Annotated in this window: 15 protein-coding genes and 2 pseudogenes; 7 read left to right on the top strand and 10 right to left on the bottom strand. The window is 54.8% G+C overall.

Annotation, left to right across the window (positions count from 1 at the left end):
• Positions 1–406 precede the first annotated feature (406 nt).
• Entirely contained in the window at positions 407–631 is a 225-nt protein-coding gene (locus tag RDV48_12850) for a hypothetical protein (GenBank protein ID MDQ7823679.1), read from the bottom strand.
• Positions 632–844: 213 nt separating this feature from the next.
• Between RDV48_12850 and RDV48_12845 the strand changes: the two genes are divergently transcribed.
• The gene (locus RDV48_12845; GenBank protein ID MDQ7823678.1) at positions 845–1,537 is read left to right on the top strand and encodes an ATP-binding protein; all 693 of its coding nucleotides are present in this window, start codon (positions 845–847) and stop codon (positions 1,535–1,537) included.
• A gap of 16 nt (positions 1,538–1,553) precedes the next feature.
• The gene (locus RDV48_12840) at positions 1,554–3,212 is read left to right on the top strand and encodes an ATP-binding protein (protein ID MDQ7823677.1); all 1,659 of its coding nucleotides are present in this window, start codon (positions 1,554–1,556) and stop codon (positions 3,210–3,212) included.
• Here the strand turns inward: RDV48_12840 and RDV48_12835 are convergent.
• The 4 genes from RDV48_12835 to RDV48_12820 form a co-directional block, all read right to left on the bottom strand.
• Positions 3,193–3,588, bottom strand: coding sequence for a response regulator (locus tag RDV48_12835; GenBank protein MDQ7823676.1), 396 nt, complete (start codon positions 3,586–3,588; stop codon positions 3,193–3,195). The genes RDV48_12840 and RDV48_12835 overlap by 20 nt on opposite strands.
• A gap of 233 nt (positions 3,589–3,821) precedes the next feature.
• Positions 3,822–5,534: an FAD-dependent oxidoreductase gene (locus RDV48_12830; protein MDQ7823675.1), complete on the bottom strand. Its 1,713-nt coding sequence runs from the start codon at positions 5,532–5,534 to the stop codon at positions 3,822–3,824.
• 62 nt (positions 5,535–5,596) lie between these two features.
• Positions 5,597–6,538 (bottom strand): DUF2950 domain-containing protein, encoded by a 942-nt coding sequence (locus tag RDV48_12825; GenBank protein MDQ7823674.1) that lies wholly within the window; start codon positions 6,536–6,538, stop codon positions 5,597–5,599.
• Positions 6,539–6,556: 18 nt separating this feature from the next.
• Positions 6,557–7,630 carry a DUF3300 domain-containing protein gene (locus RDV48_12820; protein ID MDQ7823673.1) on the bottom strand — a complete coding sequence of 358 codons (1,074 nt, stop codon included), beginning with the start codon at positions 7,628–7,630 and terminating at the stop codon, positions 6,557–6,559.
• A gap of 415 nt (positions 7,631–8,045) precedes the next feature.
• On the opposite strand from RDV48_12820, the gene RDV48_12815 reads away from it, so the two are divergent.
• Together RDV48_12815 and RDV48_12810 are read left to right on the top strand one after the other, a co-directional pair.
• Positions 8,046–8,537: a gluconokinase gene (locus RDV48_12815; GenBank protein MDQ7823672.1), complete on the top strand. Its 492-nt coding sequence runs from the start codon at positions 8,046–8,048 to the stop codon at positions 8,535–8,537.
• A 165-nt stretch (positions 8,538–8,702) separates the two neighbouring features.
• Positions 8,703–8,861, top strand: a pseudogene (locus tag RDV48_12810) (transaldolase).
• 30 nt (positions 8,862–8,891) lie between these two features.
• Here RDV48_12810 and RDV48_12805 read toward each other — a convergent pair.
• Complete coding sequence (locus tag RDV48_12805; GenBank protein ID MDQ7823671.1) at positions 8,892–9,851, bottom strand: cyclic nucleotide-binding domain-containing protein; 960 nt, start codon at positions 9,849–9,851, stop codon at positions 8,892–8,894.
• 77 nt (positions 9,852–9,928) lie between these two features.
• Positions 9,929–11,029 carry a type IV pilus twitching motility protein PilT gene (locus tag RDV48_12800; GenBank protein ID MDQ7823670.1) on the bottom strand — a complete coding sequence of 367 codons (1,101 nt, stop codon included), beginning with the start codon at positions 11,027–11,029 and terminating at the stop codon, positions 9,929–9,931.
• Positions 11,030–11,462: 433 nt separating this feature from the next.
• On the opposite strand from RDV48_12800, the gene RDV48_12795 reads away from it, so the two are divergent.
• From RDV48_12795 to RDV48_12785, 3 genes are all read left to right on the top strand, one after another.
• Positions 11,463–14,222: a glucosidase gene (locus RDV48_12795; GenBank protein MDQ7823669.1), complete on the top strand. Its 2,760-nt coding sequence runs from the start codon at positions 11,463–11,465 to the stop codon at positions 14,220–14,222.
• A gap of 72 nt (positions 14,223–14,294) precedes the next feature.
• On the top strand, positions 14,295–15,452 hold the full coding sequence (locus RDV48_12790) for an aldo/keto reductase (GenBank protein MDQ7823668.1): 1,158 nt from the start codon (positions 14,295–14,297) through the stop codon (positions 15,450–15,452).
• 375 nt (positions 15,453–15,827) lie between these two features.
• Positions 15,828–17,414, top strand: coding sequence for a mechanosensitive ion channel family protein (locus RDV48_12785; GenBank protein MDQ7823667.1), 1,587 nt, complete (start codon positions 15,828–15,830; stop codon positions 17,412–17,414).
• 2 nt (positions 17,415–17,416) lie between these two features.
• On the opposite strand, the gene RDV48_12780 is transcribed toward RDV48_12785, so the two are convergent.
• The 3 genes and pseudogenes from RDV48_12780 to RDV48_12770 all read right to left on the bottom strand — a co-directional run bounded on the left by RDV48_12780 (position 17,417) and on the right by RDV48_12770 (position 18,932).
• Positions 17,417–18,271: a bile acid:sodium symporter gene (locus RDV48_12780; protein ID MDQ7823666.1), complete on the bottom strand. Its 855-nt coding sequence runs from the start codon at positions 18,269–18,271 to the stop codon at positions 17,417–17,419.
• A gap of 71 nt (positions 18,272–18,342) precedes the next feature.
• Positions 18,343–18,774 (bottom strand): DUF202 domain-containing protein, encoded by a 432-nt coding sequence (locus RDV48_12775; protein ID MDQ7823665.1) that lies wholly within the window; start codon positions 18,772–18,774, stop codon positions 18,343–18,345.
• Positions 18,771–18,932, bottom strand: a pseudogene (locus tag RDV48_12770) (DUF1622 domain-containing protein). Before RDV48_12770 ends, RDV48_12775 begins: the two are co-directional and overlap by 4 nt.
• Positions 18,933–19,052 lie beyond the last annotated feature (120 nt).

The following is a 19,052-nucleotide window of genomic DNA, read 5'->3' as shown; positions in this document are numbered from 1 at the left end:
GCTTGAAGGGGACCATGTAAAGTCATATAATGCTCAATCCTGGAGTCTATATCTGAAGAGCGTTTATGAACAGACTATTAAATATTTGGACAATTTCCGGGGCATTCCCTTCCTATTGGGCTTCATTGGGGAGATTCTCCCATGGGACCTTGGTCCCATAGCCTGTCCAGTGGATGACCAGACTTTTTTCATTGACAATGAAAATATTTTATGCTATATTTTCATTATTAATGACAATTTTTGGTGGACTATGGAAAAAGGCTTGCTCAAAGAAGTAGTGCTTGATCAAAAGCAATGGCTTCTTTCCATGCAGTCTGGCACGCTGCGTGACAAGCTGTCGGAAATCACCGGACACAGCTCCCTTCCTCACTGCATTATCCTCTCGGGGATACGGCGATCGGGAAAATCAACACTTCTCACCCAGACTATTGACCACGCCTATTCCAGAGATGAGGTCTATTTCCTGAACTTCGATGATGAGAGGCTCCTCACATTCACGGTTGAGGATTTTCCAGTACTCCATGAAATCTTCATGGAGCTTTTCGGGGAACGGAAGGTCATTTTTTTCGATGAGATCCAGAATGTCGAGAAGTGGGAACTCTTTGTGCGAAGGATGCAGGACAGAGGGCATAAATTCTTTATTACCGGCTCGAATGCGTCACTTCTGAGCAGCGAGCTGGGCACACGGCTTACAGGGAGGAATCTCTCACTGGAAGTCTTCCCTTTCTCTTTCAGTGAGTTCCTCCAGTTCAGAGGTGAAAAGCTGCCAGTTCCTGACAGCCTTCTGCCTGCCGAACGAGCACGGCTGAAAGCCCGTTTTAATGAATATCTTCTTCAGGGAGGCATGCCCGAGTTCCTGAAATACGGAGACCCGGCAGCACTGAAAAGGCTCTATGAGGATATTATCTACAGGGACATCGCAGCACGTCATGAAATCAGAGATATAAGGGCGCTCCGCGAACTGGGCCTTTACTTTTTCAGCACTATGGGAAATCTTTTTAATTTCAACAGATTGAAGGGCTTCCTTGGAGTGGGAAGTGTGAATACCGTCAAGAGCTATACCCAGCATTTTGAGGATGCCTTTCTGCTGTTCACCGTAAAAGGCTTTTCCTCTTCCCTTAAACACCAGTTCATAACTCCGAGAAAAATATACTGCGTGGATAACGGAATCAATAATGCCGTTTCCTTCAGGTTCTCGAAAGACAGGGGAAGATTTGTGGAGAACATTGTTGCAGTAGAACTCAAGAGGAGAGGCAAGGAGATTTACTATTACAGAACGGCCAAAAACCGCGAAGTGGATTTTGCCATCCGGGAAGCGGAGAGAATAACAGCCCTCATCCAGGTAAGTACTGATATGAGCAAATCGACCACAAGGGAACGTGAAATCCTAGCCCTCTCTGATGCGATGGATGAAATCAAGCTCAAGCACGCTTTATTGTTGACCGAAGATGAGGAAACCACTCTTACACTTGACCGCAAGCTGGTGACAGTGAAGCCTCTCTATCGATGGCTTCTGGAAAAGGAGAAAAGATCATGAATAGAGAGGGGGCATTGTGAAGGAAAGCCCGCCGCCTGTTCCCTTTGAAGAGCCCGAAGTCCGGCTGCGCTTCGAGGCGCTGCTCGCCGATCTTTCTGCGCATTTCATCAATCTGCCCCCCGACCGGGTGGACGGCGAGATAGGAGAAGCACAGCGCCGCGTCTGCGAATTCCTGAGGGTCGATCTCTCCGCTGTCTGGCAGTGGAGCGATGACCCGCAGTCTCTCACGCTGACCCACCTCTATCGCCCCCTTGGAGGCCCGCCTCTTCCCGAGCCTGCCGATTCCCGGGAGATGTTCCCCTGGTGCATGCAGCGATTGCGGGCCGGCAAGATTATTGCCGTTTCAGTGGAGAATCTGCCGCCTGAGGCTGCCATCGATCAGGCGCAATGGCGCCAATTCGGTATTAAGACCTCCCTGACCTTCCCGCTCGCGCCGGGGGGAGGCCCGCTCATTGGCGCCCTGTCCTTCAATGACATGCAGACAGATCGTAACTGGTCCGAGGTGCTCATGCGACGGCTCGAGCTCGTGGCGCAGATCTTCGCCAACGCCCTGGCCAGGAAACGCTCCGACGAGCTGCTGCGGGAGAGCCAGGAGCGCCTGAGCCTTGCGACCGAGTCGGCGGGAGTGGGCCTGTGGAGCATGGAGCTGTTGACCAGCCGGGTGTGGGTCACCTCAAAGACCCGCCGGCTTTTCAATTTCACTCCCGATGAAGAGCTGAGCTATGAGAGCTTCTTCAGAGTGATTCATCCCGATGATCATGATGCAGTCCACCGTTCTATACAGCAGGCCATGGACACAAATACGGGGCTCTTCATTGAATACCGCATCATAGTCCCTGACGGGAGCATCCGCTGGGTCTCCTCCCGGGGGCATCCGCGGAGCATCGGTGAGGGAAAGCCTGACCGGCTGATGGGCGTTTCTGTTGACATCACCGGGCGAAGGCGGGCGGAAATGGAAGCGCAGGCCCTCAGAGAGGAGCTTTTCCATGTCACCCGTGTCACGACGCTGGGACTGCTGACCGCCTCCATCGCCCACGAGGTCAATCAGCCTCTGGCCGCTATCCTCATTAACGCCGAAGCGGCGCTGCGGCTGCTGGCCAGGGAGACGCCCGATCTGCCGGAGGTCCGTGATGCCCTCCGTGACATTGTCGATGACGACAGGCGGGCCGTTGAAGTAATTCTCCGGCTCCGGGGGATGCTGAAGAAAGAGGAGCCGAAAAGGGAGCCCCTGGACCTGAACAGCACCATCCACCAGGTCGTCACGATTGTGTCCGGCGAGGCAGCAATGCAGGGATTCTCCATCCGGCTTGAACTGGAGGACCGGCTCCCGGAACTGATGGGTGATTCCATCCAGATCCAGCAGATTATCCTGAACCTGCTCCACAACGCCACTGAAGCAATGACCGGCATCCAGGTCGGCCCGAAGGAGATCGTCATCCGGACCGGGGTCAGCAACCCCGGCTTTGCCGCCATCTCCGTTTCCGATTCAGGAGCAGGGATTGCTGAGGCCGATCTTGAGCGCATCTTCGGGTCATTCTATACCACCAAGCCTCATGGCATGGGAATGGGGCTCGCCGTCAGCCGCTCCATCGCCGAGGCACACGGCGGCCGCCTGTGGGCCTCGCGAAATCCCGGCAGGGGAGCAACCTTTCATCTCAGCCTTCCCACCGCGTAATCTCTGGCGGGTCACAAGAGCTCGTGATGAGGGTCATGAGCTCTTGTTCTGAAAAGGGCTTGTGGAGAAATCCATGGGCACCATTTTTGAGGGCACGCTCACCATCCCCGGGCTTCTGGAAAGCGCTTATGAAGATGATGCGCAGAGGCGATCCCGATGCCAGAAGCTTTCCCTGTAGCTCAAAGCCACTCATCTCCGGCATGCATATATCCAGAATAAGGCATCCTTCACTTTCAAGCGGGACTGCCTCGAGGAACTGCTCGGCCGAAGCAAAGGCATGGGGAGTCATATCCGCCGATCGGATGAGCCGTGAAAGTGACCGGCGGACAGAGTCATCGTCATCAACAATGAATATCGGGTGCGAAGCGTCTTTCATTCACCATCCTTCGATCCGGCAGGGAGAGACAGTAACAGGCACCTGCCCGATCATACAGGTATATTCTAATTGAATAACGCGAATCTGTATAGTGGGACCTTGGTCCAATAGACAGGCGCCCCATGGTGCCGGACAGGCCTTACGAGATGCTCCGTAAAAGTCTGGAGCCTCTTGACATGATGCTCCCTGATAAGGTTTTCAGGCTTGACGGCAGAGTGCTTCTCACGGTTCTCTTACTGGTGATGATCTGTTTTGTGATCGGGTGGTAGAAGGATAGAGCGTGACAGCATGCCTCCTGAGATGTTTCGGGCTTTGAACCCGTTTTGCAGCAGGATGCGCGTCGCATAGTAGGCCCGCTGCGCGGAGCGGCAGATAACCAGGATCTCGCGGTCACGGGGGAGCTCTTCCAGGCGCGAGCGGAGCTCCGGCAGCGGGATGCTGAGGGAGCCCGGAACAGACTCTACGGCGAGCTCCTCGGGATTGCGCACATCGAGGAGAAACCCGCCGTCCACAGAGCTCCAGTGACAGAGGGGCATGTCGCCCCGGAGGACGTCGGCTGCGATCATCCCCGCAAAGTTGACGGGATCCTTGGCGCTTCCGAAGGGGGGAGCATAGCAAAGCTCCGCTTCTTCAAGGTCGTACACGGTGCAGCCCATCTGGATCATCATGGCAATGGCATCTATACGCTTCTCAACGCCATCCTCTCCGAGCGCCTGCGCCCCGAGGAGACGGCCGTCGGATTTCCGGAATATGACTTTCATCGCGATCATCCTGGCGCCCGGGTAATACCCCGCGTGGGAATTCGGGAAGAGGTAGATTTTTTCGTAATCCTTGTCGCCAAGCTTTTTGAGGAGCTTTTCGCTGGCGCCCGTCGAGGCGACGGTGGCCCCGAAGACCCCGATGACCGAGGTGCCCTGGGTGCCGCGGAAGCGGGAATCGCGGCCGCATATCACATCTGCGGCAATCCGGCCCTGCCGGTTCGCGGGCCCTGCGAGGGCGATGAGAGACCATTGGCCGGTGACGAAATCTTTCACTTCCACCGCGTCGCCTACGCCGAAAATATCAGGGTTGCTCGTGCACATGTGCTCGTCCACGCGGATCCCCCCGCGCTCACCGAGCCTGATCCCGGCCATCTTCGCAAGCGCGGTCTCGGGACGCACGCCGATTGCAAGGATCACGATATCGGCCGGATAGACCTTGCCGGATTTCGTCAGAACTTCGAGGGAGCCGTCTGCAGTCTGCCTGAATCCTGCCACCCCGTCATTGAGTGCGACGCGGACACCGTGCTTCTCCACATGGCGCTCGACGAGGCGGGCGCATTCAGGATCGAGGGGGGCCATGACCTGGTCGAGCATCTCGACCAGCGTCACTTCGAGGCCGCGATGGACCAGGTTTTCCGCCATCTCGAGGCCGATGTAGCCGCCGCCTACGACCACCGCGCGCTTCGCTTTGTCCAGGGGCTTGAATCCTGACTGCGAGCTCGACTCAGTGAGATCACCTGAGCCTCGCTCAATCCACTCACGGATCTCCCTCGCATCGGGCACGGTCCTCACCGAAAAGATCCCCGGAAGATCAATTCCGGGCAGGGGCGGGCGGATCGGAGCCGCCCCGGGTGACAGCACGAGCTTGTCGTAGTGCTCGGTGGTCACCGCACCGGTCATATGATTCTTCAGCTCCACGGTTTTCTTTTCAGCCGAGATACCGACGACCTCACAGCGCGTCCGCACATCGATGGCAAATTGATCGCGAAACTTCTTTTCATCGGCGACGAGGAGGCTCGACTCTTTTTCAATCACCCCGCCCACATGGTAGGGAAGCCCGCAGTTCGCATACGACACATAGGGGCCGCGCTCCACCATGAGGATTTCCGCTTTTTCATCGAGCCTGCGCAGGCGCGCCGCGCACGACGCGCCGCCGGCCACCCCGCCCACAATGATTACCTTCATTTTTTCAGCCTTGCCTTTCTGCAGTGTCAACCATCACCGGTCATGGAACGGCTTTCAGCCTCCTATTCTTCTTCCACGAGCTTCCAGGTACTGTCAGGATTATACTTCTCCATGGCGCCTGCTGTCCCTGCAGTGTCGGCCCCCAGGTCTTTCTGATAGACCCTGCCGTTGGAGTTGACCATGAAGGTCATCACTCCCGAGGAGCGATAAGCGGCAGGATAGGCCAGCAGGGCAAAGCCGGCCAGCATATGGCCGTTTATGAGATAATCATAGGCACCGCCGGCAGCCTTGTCGCCCTGGCCGTTGAGTATCCTGAAATAATAACCATAGTAGGGATCACCCTGCTTCCTTGCCTTCCCGTAATCTCCAGCTTCCGCAACCAGGGGGCCAAGGGGGCTCAGCTCCGCGTCCTTTTCATCGGGCCAGTAAAGGCCGTCCTTTTTGCCGGGAGAGCTCCCTATTTTCTGGGCATACTCAAGGACGTCGTCGCCGTTTCGGTCTTTGTCGGCATACTGTTTCTGGGCTTTCACATAGGCGCGGCAGGCGCTGATTGCCTTCAGTTCATCCATTCCCACACGGCGGTTGAGGATCTCAACCCTTCCCGACGCGGTATCAAAACACCAGCCCTGCCCATCCTTGATAAGCGGTATGGGGAAGGGCCATTCTTTCACTCCCACGATTACCACAATCTTTCCATCCTGCTTTTTTTCCAGTTTCTGCGCCTCCAGCGCCCAGTCATAGAACTCCCTGCGCCATGCTTTCTCCAGAGCCTCGTCGGAGGTGATGACCATATCCCTGGCGCTGTCGCCGAATAGTTCCATGAGAGCGGCCCGGTCATTCACCTTGCAGGCCTCGATGAGGGCTTTTGCCGCCTCTTCAGGGGTGCCGAAGACCTTCTGGCCCGCGGCATATGCCGCTTCGGAAGAGAGATACCCCAGGGCCCCGCAGAGTGCCACAGTAATCACCAGTGCCGTCAAGAGGTGTAAGCTTCCTTTGTTATTCATAATGTCATTCTCCTTTCTCTACCTTCTTCCGCCGCCGAAGCCGCCCATGCTGGCTGCACCGCGGCTGCTCTGGGCCTGCGTGCGGGCACCGCTGTTCATGGCTCCAAAAGAGCCCGGGGGGGGAGGAACATTGCCATTCAATTGCGCGGTAGCCCTCAGGCGGTCGCCGGTTCGGTAATCATAGCCGCCAGAGGCATAATTATTATAGCCCCCCCCACCGGAAGACTGCGGCCTGCCCCCTGCCCTGGCAGGGGCCGGGATATTACTCTGCGGTCTTATCTGGGACCGGGAAGCGACATGTTTCTCATACTGAACCTTTGCAGCCGGACTGGGCGTCCATGCGGCACCGGGAGTTTTTGCCTGCAGGGCGCGGTAACTGGCGCTGCCTGCAGGGTAGTTGTAAGCTCCGAGATACTGAGAATTGACGGCGATAGAGCCATTGTTCCAGTTGCAGCTCCTGTAGCGCAGCCAATCACCGGTGACCGCACCTGCCGTAAAGGTGAGGAGCGTTCTTCCGGCGGCACCGGCTGCAATCACATCGCTGCAATCATAAGTGGGAACATAGACTACCTCGGGATCGGTAGATTCTATCCTGATAATCCCGTTCTCAATGACCACGTCCTGCTCCTCGCATGATTTCAGATTTTTGGCGTCATAGGCTTTCTTTCGATAGTTCTGCACGGCCTTGATGACGTCACCGAGCTGGCTGACCACTGCAGCTCCCAGATCCATGGTCCAGTAAATGTTCTTGTCCATATAGTAGAGCACCTGGGGAAAGTAGAGAAGCGCCTTGACACTGGGATCCCATTCGGACCCGGGCATTTCCTTGACTACTCCCCCTTTGTTCTTCAGGTTCATCGAGGCTTCCACTATCTCGGTGGAGAGTGGTGACGCCGCCAGCACGTTGGAAAGGACATCGTCGGGAAAGAGCGCAACGGGCGCCACCAGTACCTCCAGCTGCTCCACTGAATACCTTCCCTTTGGCTGGTCCTGGGCGTATGCCGCGCTCCATCCCAGGATTATCAGCAGCAGGCAGAGAAGCGCCGCTCCTGGCAGTCTCCTTTTCACTGTAAATTTTTCATAGACTTTCAAAGTACACCTCCTGAGTTTTATAGTTATTTCTGATGCGGCCGGTGTTAAATATATCAGCTCTGCTATTATATCGCAATTCGGTGTATCTGTATATCTGGACCTTGGTCCCATAAGTGCTTCCCTGCACTCAGTGCTCATGCTCTTGCAGGCTCGCAGCCATTGGCGAAATCCTCCGAGAGGATCACCCGGGACAGCATTCCACCGGAGAGGTTCCTGGCTTTGAAGCCATGCTGCAGCAGCAGGCGCGTCGCCGAGTAGGCGCGCTGGCCGGAACTTTGACGAGGTCAATTTGGACCTTGGAACCAATTGACATGAAGGTCACTCAAGAAGTATTCTTGACTTTGAAGCAAATTTTACAGAATGGAAGAAATGCTCTCTGAAAGTTTCTCATCAGCTCTGGAAGTGAGGAAAAAGTATGGTATATGTAGTAATGGGAGTTTCAGGATCAGGGAAAAGCACAATAGCCTCATTATTGGGTGCTGCGCTTGGACTTCCCTGCTATGACGCAGATAAATATCATTCCCCCTCCAATATTGAGAAGATGGAGCGTGGCGAGTCCCTCAGCGATGAGGACCGCCAGCCATGGCTTGAGATTCTTGCCAGGAATATTGAGGCCTGGGAGAAAGAAGGCGGTGCCGTAATGGCGTGCTCAGCCCTGAAGGAATGGTACCGGCAGATACTGAAAGGGAGCGCAGGGAGCAATGTTCGCTTTATCTACCTGAAAGGGACCAGAGAGATGCTTCAGGAGCGGATAACATCCCGTGACAATCACTTCTTCCCTTCCAGCCTCCTTGACAGCCAGCTTGAGACACTTGAGGATCCCAATGATGCCATAACGGTATCAATCAACGGAACACCTGAAGAGATCTGCAGGGAGATAGTGAAAGAGATCGCCTTCATTTCATAGGTATCTCCGTGCAGGATCCTATACTGGACTTGGTCCAAATAGACACTCCCCGATTCTCCATGCCATGATAAGCTGACCTGATTTCCAAAAGTATAAAGGATTTGCCAATGCCGTGAAGCGCCTCGTTTCACGGCGGATCCAATCTGGAAAGGAGAAATGACACTTATGAAAGTGGCACAGATGCTGTATAACCTCGGGCAGAGCCTCTGGCTCGACAACATTACGCGCGAGCTTCACGATACCGGGACGCTCGAACAGTACATCAATGACCTGTCGGTCACCGGCCTGACCTCGAATCCTACGATTTTCAACAACGCCATCAAGAAATGTCACTGATCGGCCGGTATGAGGCTCTCAATACATAAACTTATCAAGGCGCTGCCTTCGCTCATCTTCCTTCTTGAACTCCGTTGCTTCAAGAGCGGGAGCGAGCATGTTGCATATGCCGATGAGAAAGTTCTTCTGATCCGCCGTGAATGCATTTTCTTTTTCTGTTGAAAAAAGGGTAATGAATCCCATCAGCTTCTCTCCGGAGAGTATGGGGTAGCAGAGGACCGCCAGGGCCTGGACAAAGGCATTATCCCATATGGCCTGGTCCCTTGAGGGATTACCCTCGAGAAACCTGCCCTCCGAGATGAGCTGCTTCACAAGAGCTTCATCGTGGGAAAAGGTTGTTTTTGTAAAAGGATACCCTTTACTGTCACGCCCGGCTCTGATCTCAAACTCATCGTTAAAATAATTATAGATGGCAATGAAGCCTGAGTCTGCTGACGGCGCCCCGCGGGTAATAATGGGAACGATATCCCTGATTAACTCATCCTGGCTCCTGCCCGAGGCAATAAGCCTGCCTGTTTCATAAAGGGCGATCTGCTCAGCAGTGAGAAAGCGCACAATATCAAAAAGATACTGGATGAATTCCAGCAAAAACCTTGTTGCCATCTCCCTGTCTTCTTCCATGAATTTCACGAGTTCTTCCTGGGAGACCTTCATGGTAACAAGAGAACCCTTTGCCTTGAGGGTAATAAAGCGAACACTCCCCTGCCTCTCGCCAATCTGACCGAAAATATCTCCCTGACTGAGAATGCCTATCGATTTATACTCCTGTTTTTCACGGCCGATTTCTTTGAGGGCAAAGGCTTCTCCCTCGAGAATCATATAGAAGGAGTCGGCCGGATCCCCTTCACGAAAAACGATATCACCGTCGTTAAAGCGCTCGAAAGCGGCTATGCCGCAGAATTTTTCAACCACTTCATCAGGCATGGATTGCAAAAAGGGAATTTCTTTCACTTGAGCACTGAATCCCTCGGTTTTCACCTTCACTCCCCCTTACTATAGTGAGCTATGAACATAAAAGCTTCTATGCGGTCCTGTTTCTCTCAATAGGACCAATCTTACCATCCGCTCGTAGCCATCCCCAGGTAGGATTCCATGGTTCGGGTATCATGAGCTTTGGCAAGGGCTTCTTCCCTGGTGATAACGGCCTCTTTTACGAGGTTTGCAAGCGACCTGTCCATGGATATCATACCCTGTTTCATCCCGGTCTCAATGGCGCCGTATATCTGGTGCGTCTTCCCTTCACGGATGAGATTGCTCACCGCGGGGGTGGTCACAAGGATCTCCCTCGCTGCGACGCGGCCGCTGTGGTCTGCTTTAGGGAGCAGGGTCTGCGCAATGACCGCTCTCAGGCATGTCGAGAGCTGCACTTTTATCTGCTGCTGCTGGTACGGCGGGAAAACATCCACTATGCGGTCTATGGTCTTGGGCGCATCGCTGGTGTGCAGCGTGCCGAAGACCAGATGCCCTGTTTCTGCCGCCGTAAGGGCCAGGGAGATTGTTTCCAGGTCGCGCATCTCTCCCACGAGTATGATATCGGGATCCTGGCGCAGGGCCGATTTGAGGGCGTTGGCAAAGGAATGAGTCTGGTTGCCCACCTCGCGCTGGGTAATGACGCACTGCTTCTGCTCATAGACGAACTCGATGGGATCCTCGATGGTGATGATATGATCGCTTCTTTCACGGTTGATGATATCTATCATGCATGCCAGTGTCGTGGACTTTCCGCTTCCCGTGGTCCCGGTAACGAGCACAATTCCGCTTTTCAGCCTGGTGAACTCCCGTATCAATTCCGGAAGTCCAATCTCCTCGGGCGCGGGTATGCGGGAAGAGATTACGCGAAGCGCAGCGCCGACTCCATCTTTGTGCCTGTGCACATTGGTCCTGAAACGGGAGATATCGGGAATCTGAAAGGAGCAGTCCAGTTCAAGATCCCGCTCAAAAGCCACGATCTGCTCATCGGTGAGCACGCCGTAAATCATTCCCTTCGTCATATCAGGCTCAAGCACGGGGAACTCCTTGAGCGGAACAAGTGTCCCCGTAAGTCTCACCATGGGATGGCGGCCGATCACCAGGTGGATATCCGAAGCTTTTGCCTCCACCGCGTTTTTCAGGATGGGGAGCAGGGCTTCTTTTGAAGCAGTGGTCTGACTTGCCATAGCACACCTCTTTCTTTTCAGTTCCTTAAACAGGTTCACCTTTTCATCTTTTTGAAAAAAAGCCTTTAATTTTCACCCGGACTTCCTTTACTCTCTTATGAGGCGCAGGTGCGGAAACCATCTCTATTATCATGCAAAAGCATCATTACTGTCAACTGGACCTTGGTCCTAATGGACAGCATCTCATTCTCTGCTGGAATGTATGAAATTTCAGCACAACAGGAGCTCATGATCCTTATCAGGGCCTCTCTTGATCCGCAGGCAAAAAGATCACGCAGCGGGAAGGTTGAGAGCGCGGTGGGGGTGAATTAGACCAAGGTCCAAATAGACAAAATGCTCTCATCTTGCTAAAATATGGTCAATATGTCTGTTGCGAGCGCTTTATCAGACAGGTCTGCATGGATATTATCATTATAATATACAGGAGGTATGAATGGCTATGAAACAGGGGGAAGAGACTGCAGAAGGGAAAAGGCTTGAAGAGGAACAGAAAAAGAAGGCGCCATGGAAGTTCTGGGGGCCTTACCTGAGTGATCGCCAGTGGGGCACCGTCCGCGAGGACTACAGCCAGTCGGGGAACGCATGGGACTATTTCACCCATGACCAGGCGCGCTCGAGGGCATACCGCTGGGGAGAAGACGGCCTGGGAGGAATATCCGACGAGAAGCAGCGCCTCTGTTTCGCGCTGGCCCTGTGGAACGGGAACGATCCCATCATCAAGGAGAGGCTCTTCGGCCTCTCCAACAGTGAGGGTAACCACGGCGAGGACGTGAAGGAATATTACTACTACCTGGACAGCACGCCTACCCACTCCTATATGAAATACCTTTACAAGTATCCCCAGGAGGAGTTTCCTTACGGCAAGATTGTAAAGACCAACGCAAAACTCTCACGCCGCGACTTTGAATATGAGCTTATCCATACCGGCGTCTTCGACCATGACCGCTATTTCGACGTCTTTGCAGAGTTTGCCAAGGAGGCTCCCGATGAGATCCTGATAAAAATAACGGCCTGCAACCGCGGCGACAGTGAGGCGCCCCTTCACATCCTGCCTACTCTCTGGTTCAGGAACACCTGGTCCTGGGCGCGCGAGGGAGAAGAAAAGCCGCCAAAGCCTGTGCTTGAGGCCATAAATGGCCCCAAGGGCTCCACGGCATTGAAAGCCTCCCACCATGAGCTGGGCAACTATTATTTTATCTGCGAAGGTGAGGTCCCTCTTCTCTTTACCGAAAATGAGACCAACAATGAGCGCATTTTCGGGACAAGAAACCAGAGTCCTTACGTGAAGGACGGCATCAACAACTACCTTGTCAACGGCAGGAAGGACGCCGTGAATCCTCATGAGAGAGGGACAAAAGCTTCACCTCATTATGTGCTTTCCGTGGGCCCGGGGAAAGAAGCCGTCGTGAGGCTCCGGATCACGACGGAGGCTCCTGCCTCTTCAAAAAGCCCCTCGGCACCCTTTGCCGCCCGCTTCGATAAAATAATGAAAGAGCGCCAGGAAGAGGCCGATGCCTTCTATCATTCCATCACCCCCCCCAAAGTGAGTGGCGATGAGCGCCTCGTGATGCGCCAGGCCCTGGCGGGCATGCTCTGGACCAAGCAATACTTTTACTACGACGTGGACCGCTGGCTCGTTGAGCGTGGTATCGATCCCTATGTGCCAGGCAGCCAAGGGTCGGCCAGGAACAGGGAATGGTACCACATGGTGAATCACGACATCGTTTCCATGCCCGACAAGTGGGAATACCCATGGTACGCCGCATGGGACCTGGCCTTCCACACAGTGGCTCTCGGGATTGTGGACCTTGATTTTGCCAAGGAGCAGCTCAGGCTGCTGCTCCACCAGACCTATCTCCATCCCAACGGCCAGATACCGGCCTACGAGTGGAACTTCAGCGATGTAAATCCCCCTGTGCATCCCTGGGCCACTTTCTATATCTACCAGATGGAAAAAGAGCTCAGCGGCAAGGGAGACCTGGAGTTCCTGAAAGCCATGTTCAGCAAGCTGCTGATGAATTTCACCTGGTGGGTCAACAGGAAAGACCGCGCGGGAAACAACATCTTCGAGGGAGGCTTCCTGGGCCTCGACAACATCGGTGTCTTTGACCGCAGCTCTCCCCTTCCCACGGGGGGGCACCTGGAGCAGGCTGACGGCACCGCCTGGATGGCCCTCTATACCCAGAACATGATGCAGATCTCCCTCGAGCTTGCCACCCATGATCCCACCTATGAGCCGCTGGCCCTTAAATTTGTCGATCATTTCCTCTGGATTGCCAATTCCATCTACCGGATGGGCGGAGAGGGCATGTGGGATGACAAGGACGGCTTCTTCTATGATGTGCTCCGCCTCCCCGACGGGCGGTCGAAGCGCCTGAAGGTGCGCTCCCTGGTGGGCCTCCTTCCTCTCTGTGCCTCTACAGTCCTGACAAACGAAGTCCTCGAGAAATTCCCCGGCCTCGTTGAGATGGCACTGAAGCGCCTGGACAGGCTTCCCGTCCTGAAGGAGCATTTCAAATCCCAGATGGCCTGGCAGGCAAAGTACAAGAGGGGCCGGCTCCTCTCCCTCGTGGACGAGCCGAAGATCCGCCGGATTCTCTCCATCATGCTCGACGAGAATGAGTTCCTGGGAGACTATGGTATTCGGGGCATCTCGCGGCGTCACCTCAAAGACCCCTATGTCCTGAATATCCAGGGCCAGGAATACCGCGTGGACTATGAGCCGGCTGAGTCCTCGACAGGGATGTTCGGCGGCAACTCAAACTGGCGGGGACCCGTGTGGCTCCCCATGAATGTCCTCATCCTGAGATCCCTTCTCCAGCTCTATCAATTCTACGGTGATGAATTGCAGGTCGAGTGCCCCACGGGCTCGGGGAACATGATGAGCCTCTTCGAGGTGAGCAGGGAGATAGCGAGGCGCCTCGAATCAATCTTTACCCGCAACAGAGAGGGAAAGCGCCCCGTCTTCGGCGGCGACCGGAAGTTCCAGGAAGATCCGCATTTCCGGGACCACTTGCTCTTCTACGAGTATTTCCATGGCGACAACGGCGCCGGCCTGGGCGCAAGCCACCAGACGGGGTGGACCGGCCTCGTGGCCCGTCTGATCCATCTTTATTCTTACCTTGATTCCAGGGAGCTCCTGGAAGGGAAAGCCGCGTTCGTCTATAAGGAGCCTGTCGGCGCGAAACGCTAGGAACGATTGACAGTCACTGTGCACCAGGGGAGGATCCCTGGTGCACAGGCTTTTCTCTCGGAGGTACTGCCAATGCTCCACAGGAAGATAGGCAAAACAGGGTGCAGTGTTTCAATCCTCGGGTTCGGCTGCATGCGTCTCCCCGTTATCGACGGGAATTACGGAGCGATAGACGAAGCGGAGTCAACCAGGCTCATCCACGCGGCTGTTGATCATGGCGTAAACTATATTGACACTGCCTATCCCTACCACCAGGGAATGAGTGAGCCTTTCACAGGAAGAGCGCTGAAGGGTGCGCACAGGGACAAGGTCAATCTTGCCACGAAGCTCCCCTCCTGGGCCATTGAGACTCCCGGCGATTTTGACAAATATCTCAACGAGCAGCTTCGGCGCCTCGCCACGGATCATATAGACTTTTATCTGGTCCATGCCCTGAAGCGCATCTGGTGGGACAAGCTCAGGGATCTCGGCCTCGAGGAGTTCCTGGGGAGGGCCGTAAAGGATGGCCGTATCAGGTATAGGGGCTTTTCATTCCACGACGAGCTCCCCGTCTTCAAGGAGATCATAGACAGCATGGACTGGGACTGCTGCCAGATTCAATATAATTTCATGGACCGGGAGTTCCAGGCGGGGGAGGAAGGAATGAGCCACGCCGCATCAAGGGGCATTGGAGTCATCGTGATGGAGCCCCTCAGGGGAGGAAGGCTCGCAGCCGGTGTCCCCGATGATATCATGGAGCTCTGGAACAGCGCCCCGCTGAAGCGCTCCCCGGCCGAGTGGGCATTCCGCTGGCTCTGGAACCAGCCGGAAGTGTCGCTTGTCCTCAGCGGCATGAACGGCATGGAGCAGGTCACCGAAAATTGCCGCATCGCGGGCGAGGCGGCCCCCGGGAATCTCACGGCCGCTGAGCTGGAGCTCGTGGAGAAGGTGAGAGCCCTCTACCGCCGGAAGATCAGGATTCCCTGCACCGCATGCGCGTACTGCCTGCCCTGCCCCCGGGAAGTGGCCATTCCCAGGATCTTTTCCCTCTACAATGACCTCTACCTTTACCATGATGTCATGTGGGCCAAAATGATGTATATGGTCCATGACAACCGGGCCACGGAGTGCGTGGAGTGCGGCCTGTGCGAGGAATCCTGCCCCCAGAAAATCCCTATAAGAAGCCTTCTCAAGGAATGCCATCACGATCTGTATATGGAGGTACCTTTCCCGCCAGGCAGGAAGAAATAGGCATCTCCCCCGTTGATTATAAAGGTGAGAGAAGAGCTCTGTAGAAATACCTTGCAGTGAAAACACTCAGCCCGGGATCCTCCGGGCCTTCTCAGAGGGGGAACTATGGCTCGATCTTCTCTATGCTCATTTATCTGTCTAATTGCACTTGCAGTTTCTCTTGCACTTTTAGCGCCGTTGTTTTCTGCCGATAGCTCTCATTGCATGGCCTCCTCCCCCGCCCCTTACGACACGGCTGAGCCTTCGTCCCCGGAGGTGACAAAATCCCCGCCTGCCATTACCGCACCGGCAAGTGAGACACCTGCCCCGCAGGCAACTCCGTTGCGACCGGCAAAACCTCTCCCTTCCGCTGCCGCGCCTGATGCTGATGATCCGGTGCCGGAAGATCTGGTCATACCTGAAAAACCGGGAGGCCGGTATGTCACCGTGAACGGCGTCAACCTCTTCAAGCTCTACGTATCCTCAAGTCTGCTCCCGCTTGAGAAGAGGGTCCAGTTCGTATCCCAGAGGCTCAGCGCCATAATCAATGATCCCGAATCCATCCCGGAAGAATTTCAGGCGCAGTACGACGAGAGCACTGGGGTCTGCAGGATTTATTACGGCAAGAGCTATATTTTCCGAATCGATATCAATGATGTGCCTCTCAAGGGAGCGAGAACCCTCACCGTCGGCGAGCGCTATATCGACTTCATACGTGAGCTCCAGCGGCAGACCGCCGCAAAAAAATGGGAGGAGAGGAAAAAAGAGGGCGCAAGAACTGGCGTAACCGGCGCAGTGATCTTCATCCTTGCCCTCGTACTTGCCATCATAGCGATAAGGTGGCTCGAGCGGCGTCTCGTGGCAATGGAGGGGAAGCGCATCAGGCCTCTCAAGATACATAACGCCGTGATACTCTCAGAGGGGAAAATCGTATCGGGCATCATTTCAGCGGTTTCAGTGCTCAGCGCTGCCGTATTCATCATATCATTCGCCTTCTTCATGGAGTACCTTCTCGCCCACTTTCCCGGCACCCGGGACCTGCGCACCGCCCTCTTCGAAACCCCCCTCTCCTATGTGAGGAAGGCGGGGTATTCAATACTTCTTTATCTTCCCAAGCTGCTCTTTCTTATTATCTTCGTCCTCTTGACCAGGATGTTCCTGGGGCTCTGCGATACGGTGTTTCAGGCCATACAGAACGGCGCGATAACGATTCGCAGCGTCTATAAGCCCTTCGCGAGCATATACCATAAAATTGCAAGGGTCATGATCTATTTTTTCGGCCTTATTCTGATTATACCCAACCTGCCCGGCTATGATCTGCCTGTATTCAAGGGCATCTCGATTTTTGCGGGCATCGTGATCTCGCTGGGCTCAAGCACTTTTGTAGGGAGCATCTTTGCCGGCTTTATAATTCTCATATCCCGCACCTTCAAGATGGGAGACCGGATAATTGCAGGCAGCTACACCGGTGATGTGGTGGAAATGTCCATCGTTAGCACGAGGCTCCGCACCCCGGCGAGGCAGGACATTATCATTCCCAATTCCTACTTCCTTCAGAATCCCGTGACCAACCTGACCAGTCCCGTGGAGGAGGTGGGGAGCACCATTGTCTTCTCCGAGGTAACCCTTGGCTATGATGCCCATGGCGAAGTCGTGGCCGACCTCTTTGTCAAGGCCGGCGAAGCGACGGAAGGGGTATTGAAGGATCCGAAGCCCTTCGTATGGCAGAAAAATCTAAGCGATTTCTATGTGACCTACACGGTGGGAGTTCATATTGACAATCCTCAGCAATACCTCGTGATTTCTTCCGACCTCCATCACAACATACGCAAATTCTTCGACGAGGCCGGCGTTGAAATAATGTCGCCCCACTACACATCACTTCGCGACGGCAACAGGGTGACCATTCCCGGGCGCTACCTTGCAAAAGATTACAGGGCCCCCTCGTTCAGGGTGGACTCCGGCGGGGAAGAAAAAGAATAGGATCAATTCGCGGGAGGGCGGCTCCTTTTCTCCTTAAGTGTGTGGTACACCATAAAGAGCATATTCGGCGGCACCATGAGCGCCATGAATGCGAGGATGACCAGGTCAACATCCCTCTCCGGCAGGCCCGTCACGGCGAGCATCAGGCACAACACCGCATTCCGCATGCTTGTATTTGTGGCTGCAATCCTGCGCACTCCTCTCTCAGGCCCTCCAAGAAACCAGCCGATAAGCATTGAGCCCACAATAAGGATAAGCAGGGCTGCCACCAGGTGCCAGCCGATCTCCTTTATTGCCTCTTTCTTTACCGCCATTGTCAGCACTATCACGGCGACAAACAGCACGTTGGAGATAATCACCACGGGCATGGCGATGCGCTCCGAGAGACGGGGAAACTGCCTGTGGAGGGAGAACCCCGCCAGGAGGGGCACAAGAAGGAGGGCGATAAGAAGCCCTATGATCCGGAAGTAAGGAAACGATACCTTTATTTGCGAGGGCAGAATGACATTCGCCAAGAGGGGAGTGAATAAGATGGCAATGATATTAAGAAGGAAGAGCATGCCGGCGGCGAAGGCCATATGGCTCTTTACCTTGCCGGTGAACTGGATGGCGTTCACTCCCCCGGGAGCGAGGGCCAGCAGAAGAACTCCCGCCCGGACATCGGCAGGCAGATTAAAAACCTTCACAATCAGCAGGCCCAGCAGGGGAACAAAAACAAGATTCGCCAGGAATATTCGCGCGATTCGCTTCTTATCATTAAGCGCTGCCATGATCTCCCCGCCGGTCACCATGAGACCGATGGAGAGCATCGTGACGATAACGAAGAGATGATTCAGCACCTTGCAGGGAATTTCCACAATACTGTCCTTTCCACCACTGTGGCACATAGGGCTCGCCACTGGAAAAACCTGGAAGCTTTATCCCTCGTTTAAAGGGGGCCGATGTTGAACAAAAGGTTCATTATTGCAAGGAGGCCCAGAATCGAGAGAAGAAAGGCGGCAAGAAGGGCTGTGGATACTGGAAACTTCTGGTGGGCCTCTTTGCTGATGCGCCTTAAAAACAGCAGGTATTCCACGGTGGCGGGGATGAGGAGGCATGTGCCCAGCAGGGTCATCAGCATGCCCAGGTTCCTGGCCCCATGGTGCCCCTTCACAAGCTCAAAAGACTTTGATTCCTGGAGGTACTGGAAGAACTTGAATATCGTGAACCCGAAACTGATCATGGAGAGGGAGGTGCGTATCCAGGCCATCAGCGTGCGATCAGCCGCGAAGCGCGTGCGCTCATAGGCGAGATCGGTTCGCTTCGCTGCAGGCTCATTGGGATTCACTGCAACCTTTTCTTCAGATGGTGGCGTGCTCATAGATCACCTCCCCCTTTCTGCCTTCCCTTTTCTTCACTCTCGATCTCCCTTACCTCGCGCCCCAGGAAGTAATTGAGAAAAGTCCTGATGACCGCGATGGCTCCAAGCTTTCCAAGCTGCTCCCACGTGGGAGCGACGGTAGTCCCGAGAATATCGGCCCTTCTTTACTCTCCCCATTTCCACGTCATCTTCCTCTCACCCTTTTTCACCCGGCGGGGAATGCCTCTTACATGAGAAGGCTACTTTTTGTCAAGACCAACGTGGTGGTCGCTACAAGC

This window comes from Candidatus Eremiobacterota bacterium, assembly GCA_031082125.1.
Classification (GTDB): domain Bacteria; phylum Vulcanimicrobiota; class CADAWZ01; order CADAWZ01; family Ess09-12; genus Ess09-12.
Note: the sequence above shows the minus strand (reverse complement) of the source record. Positions and strands in the feature narration are given on the sequence as shown.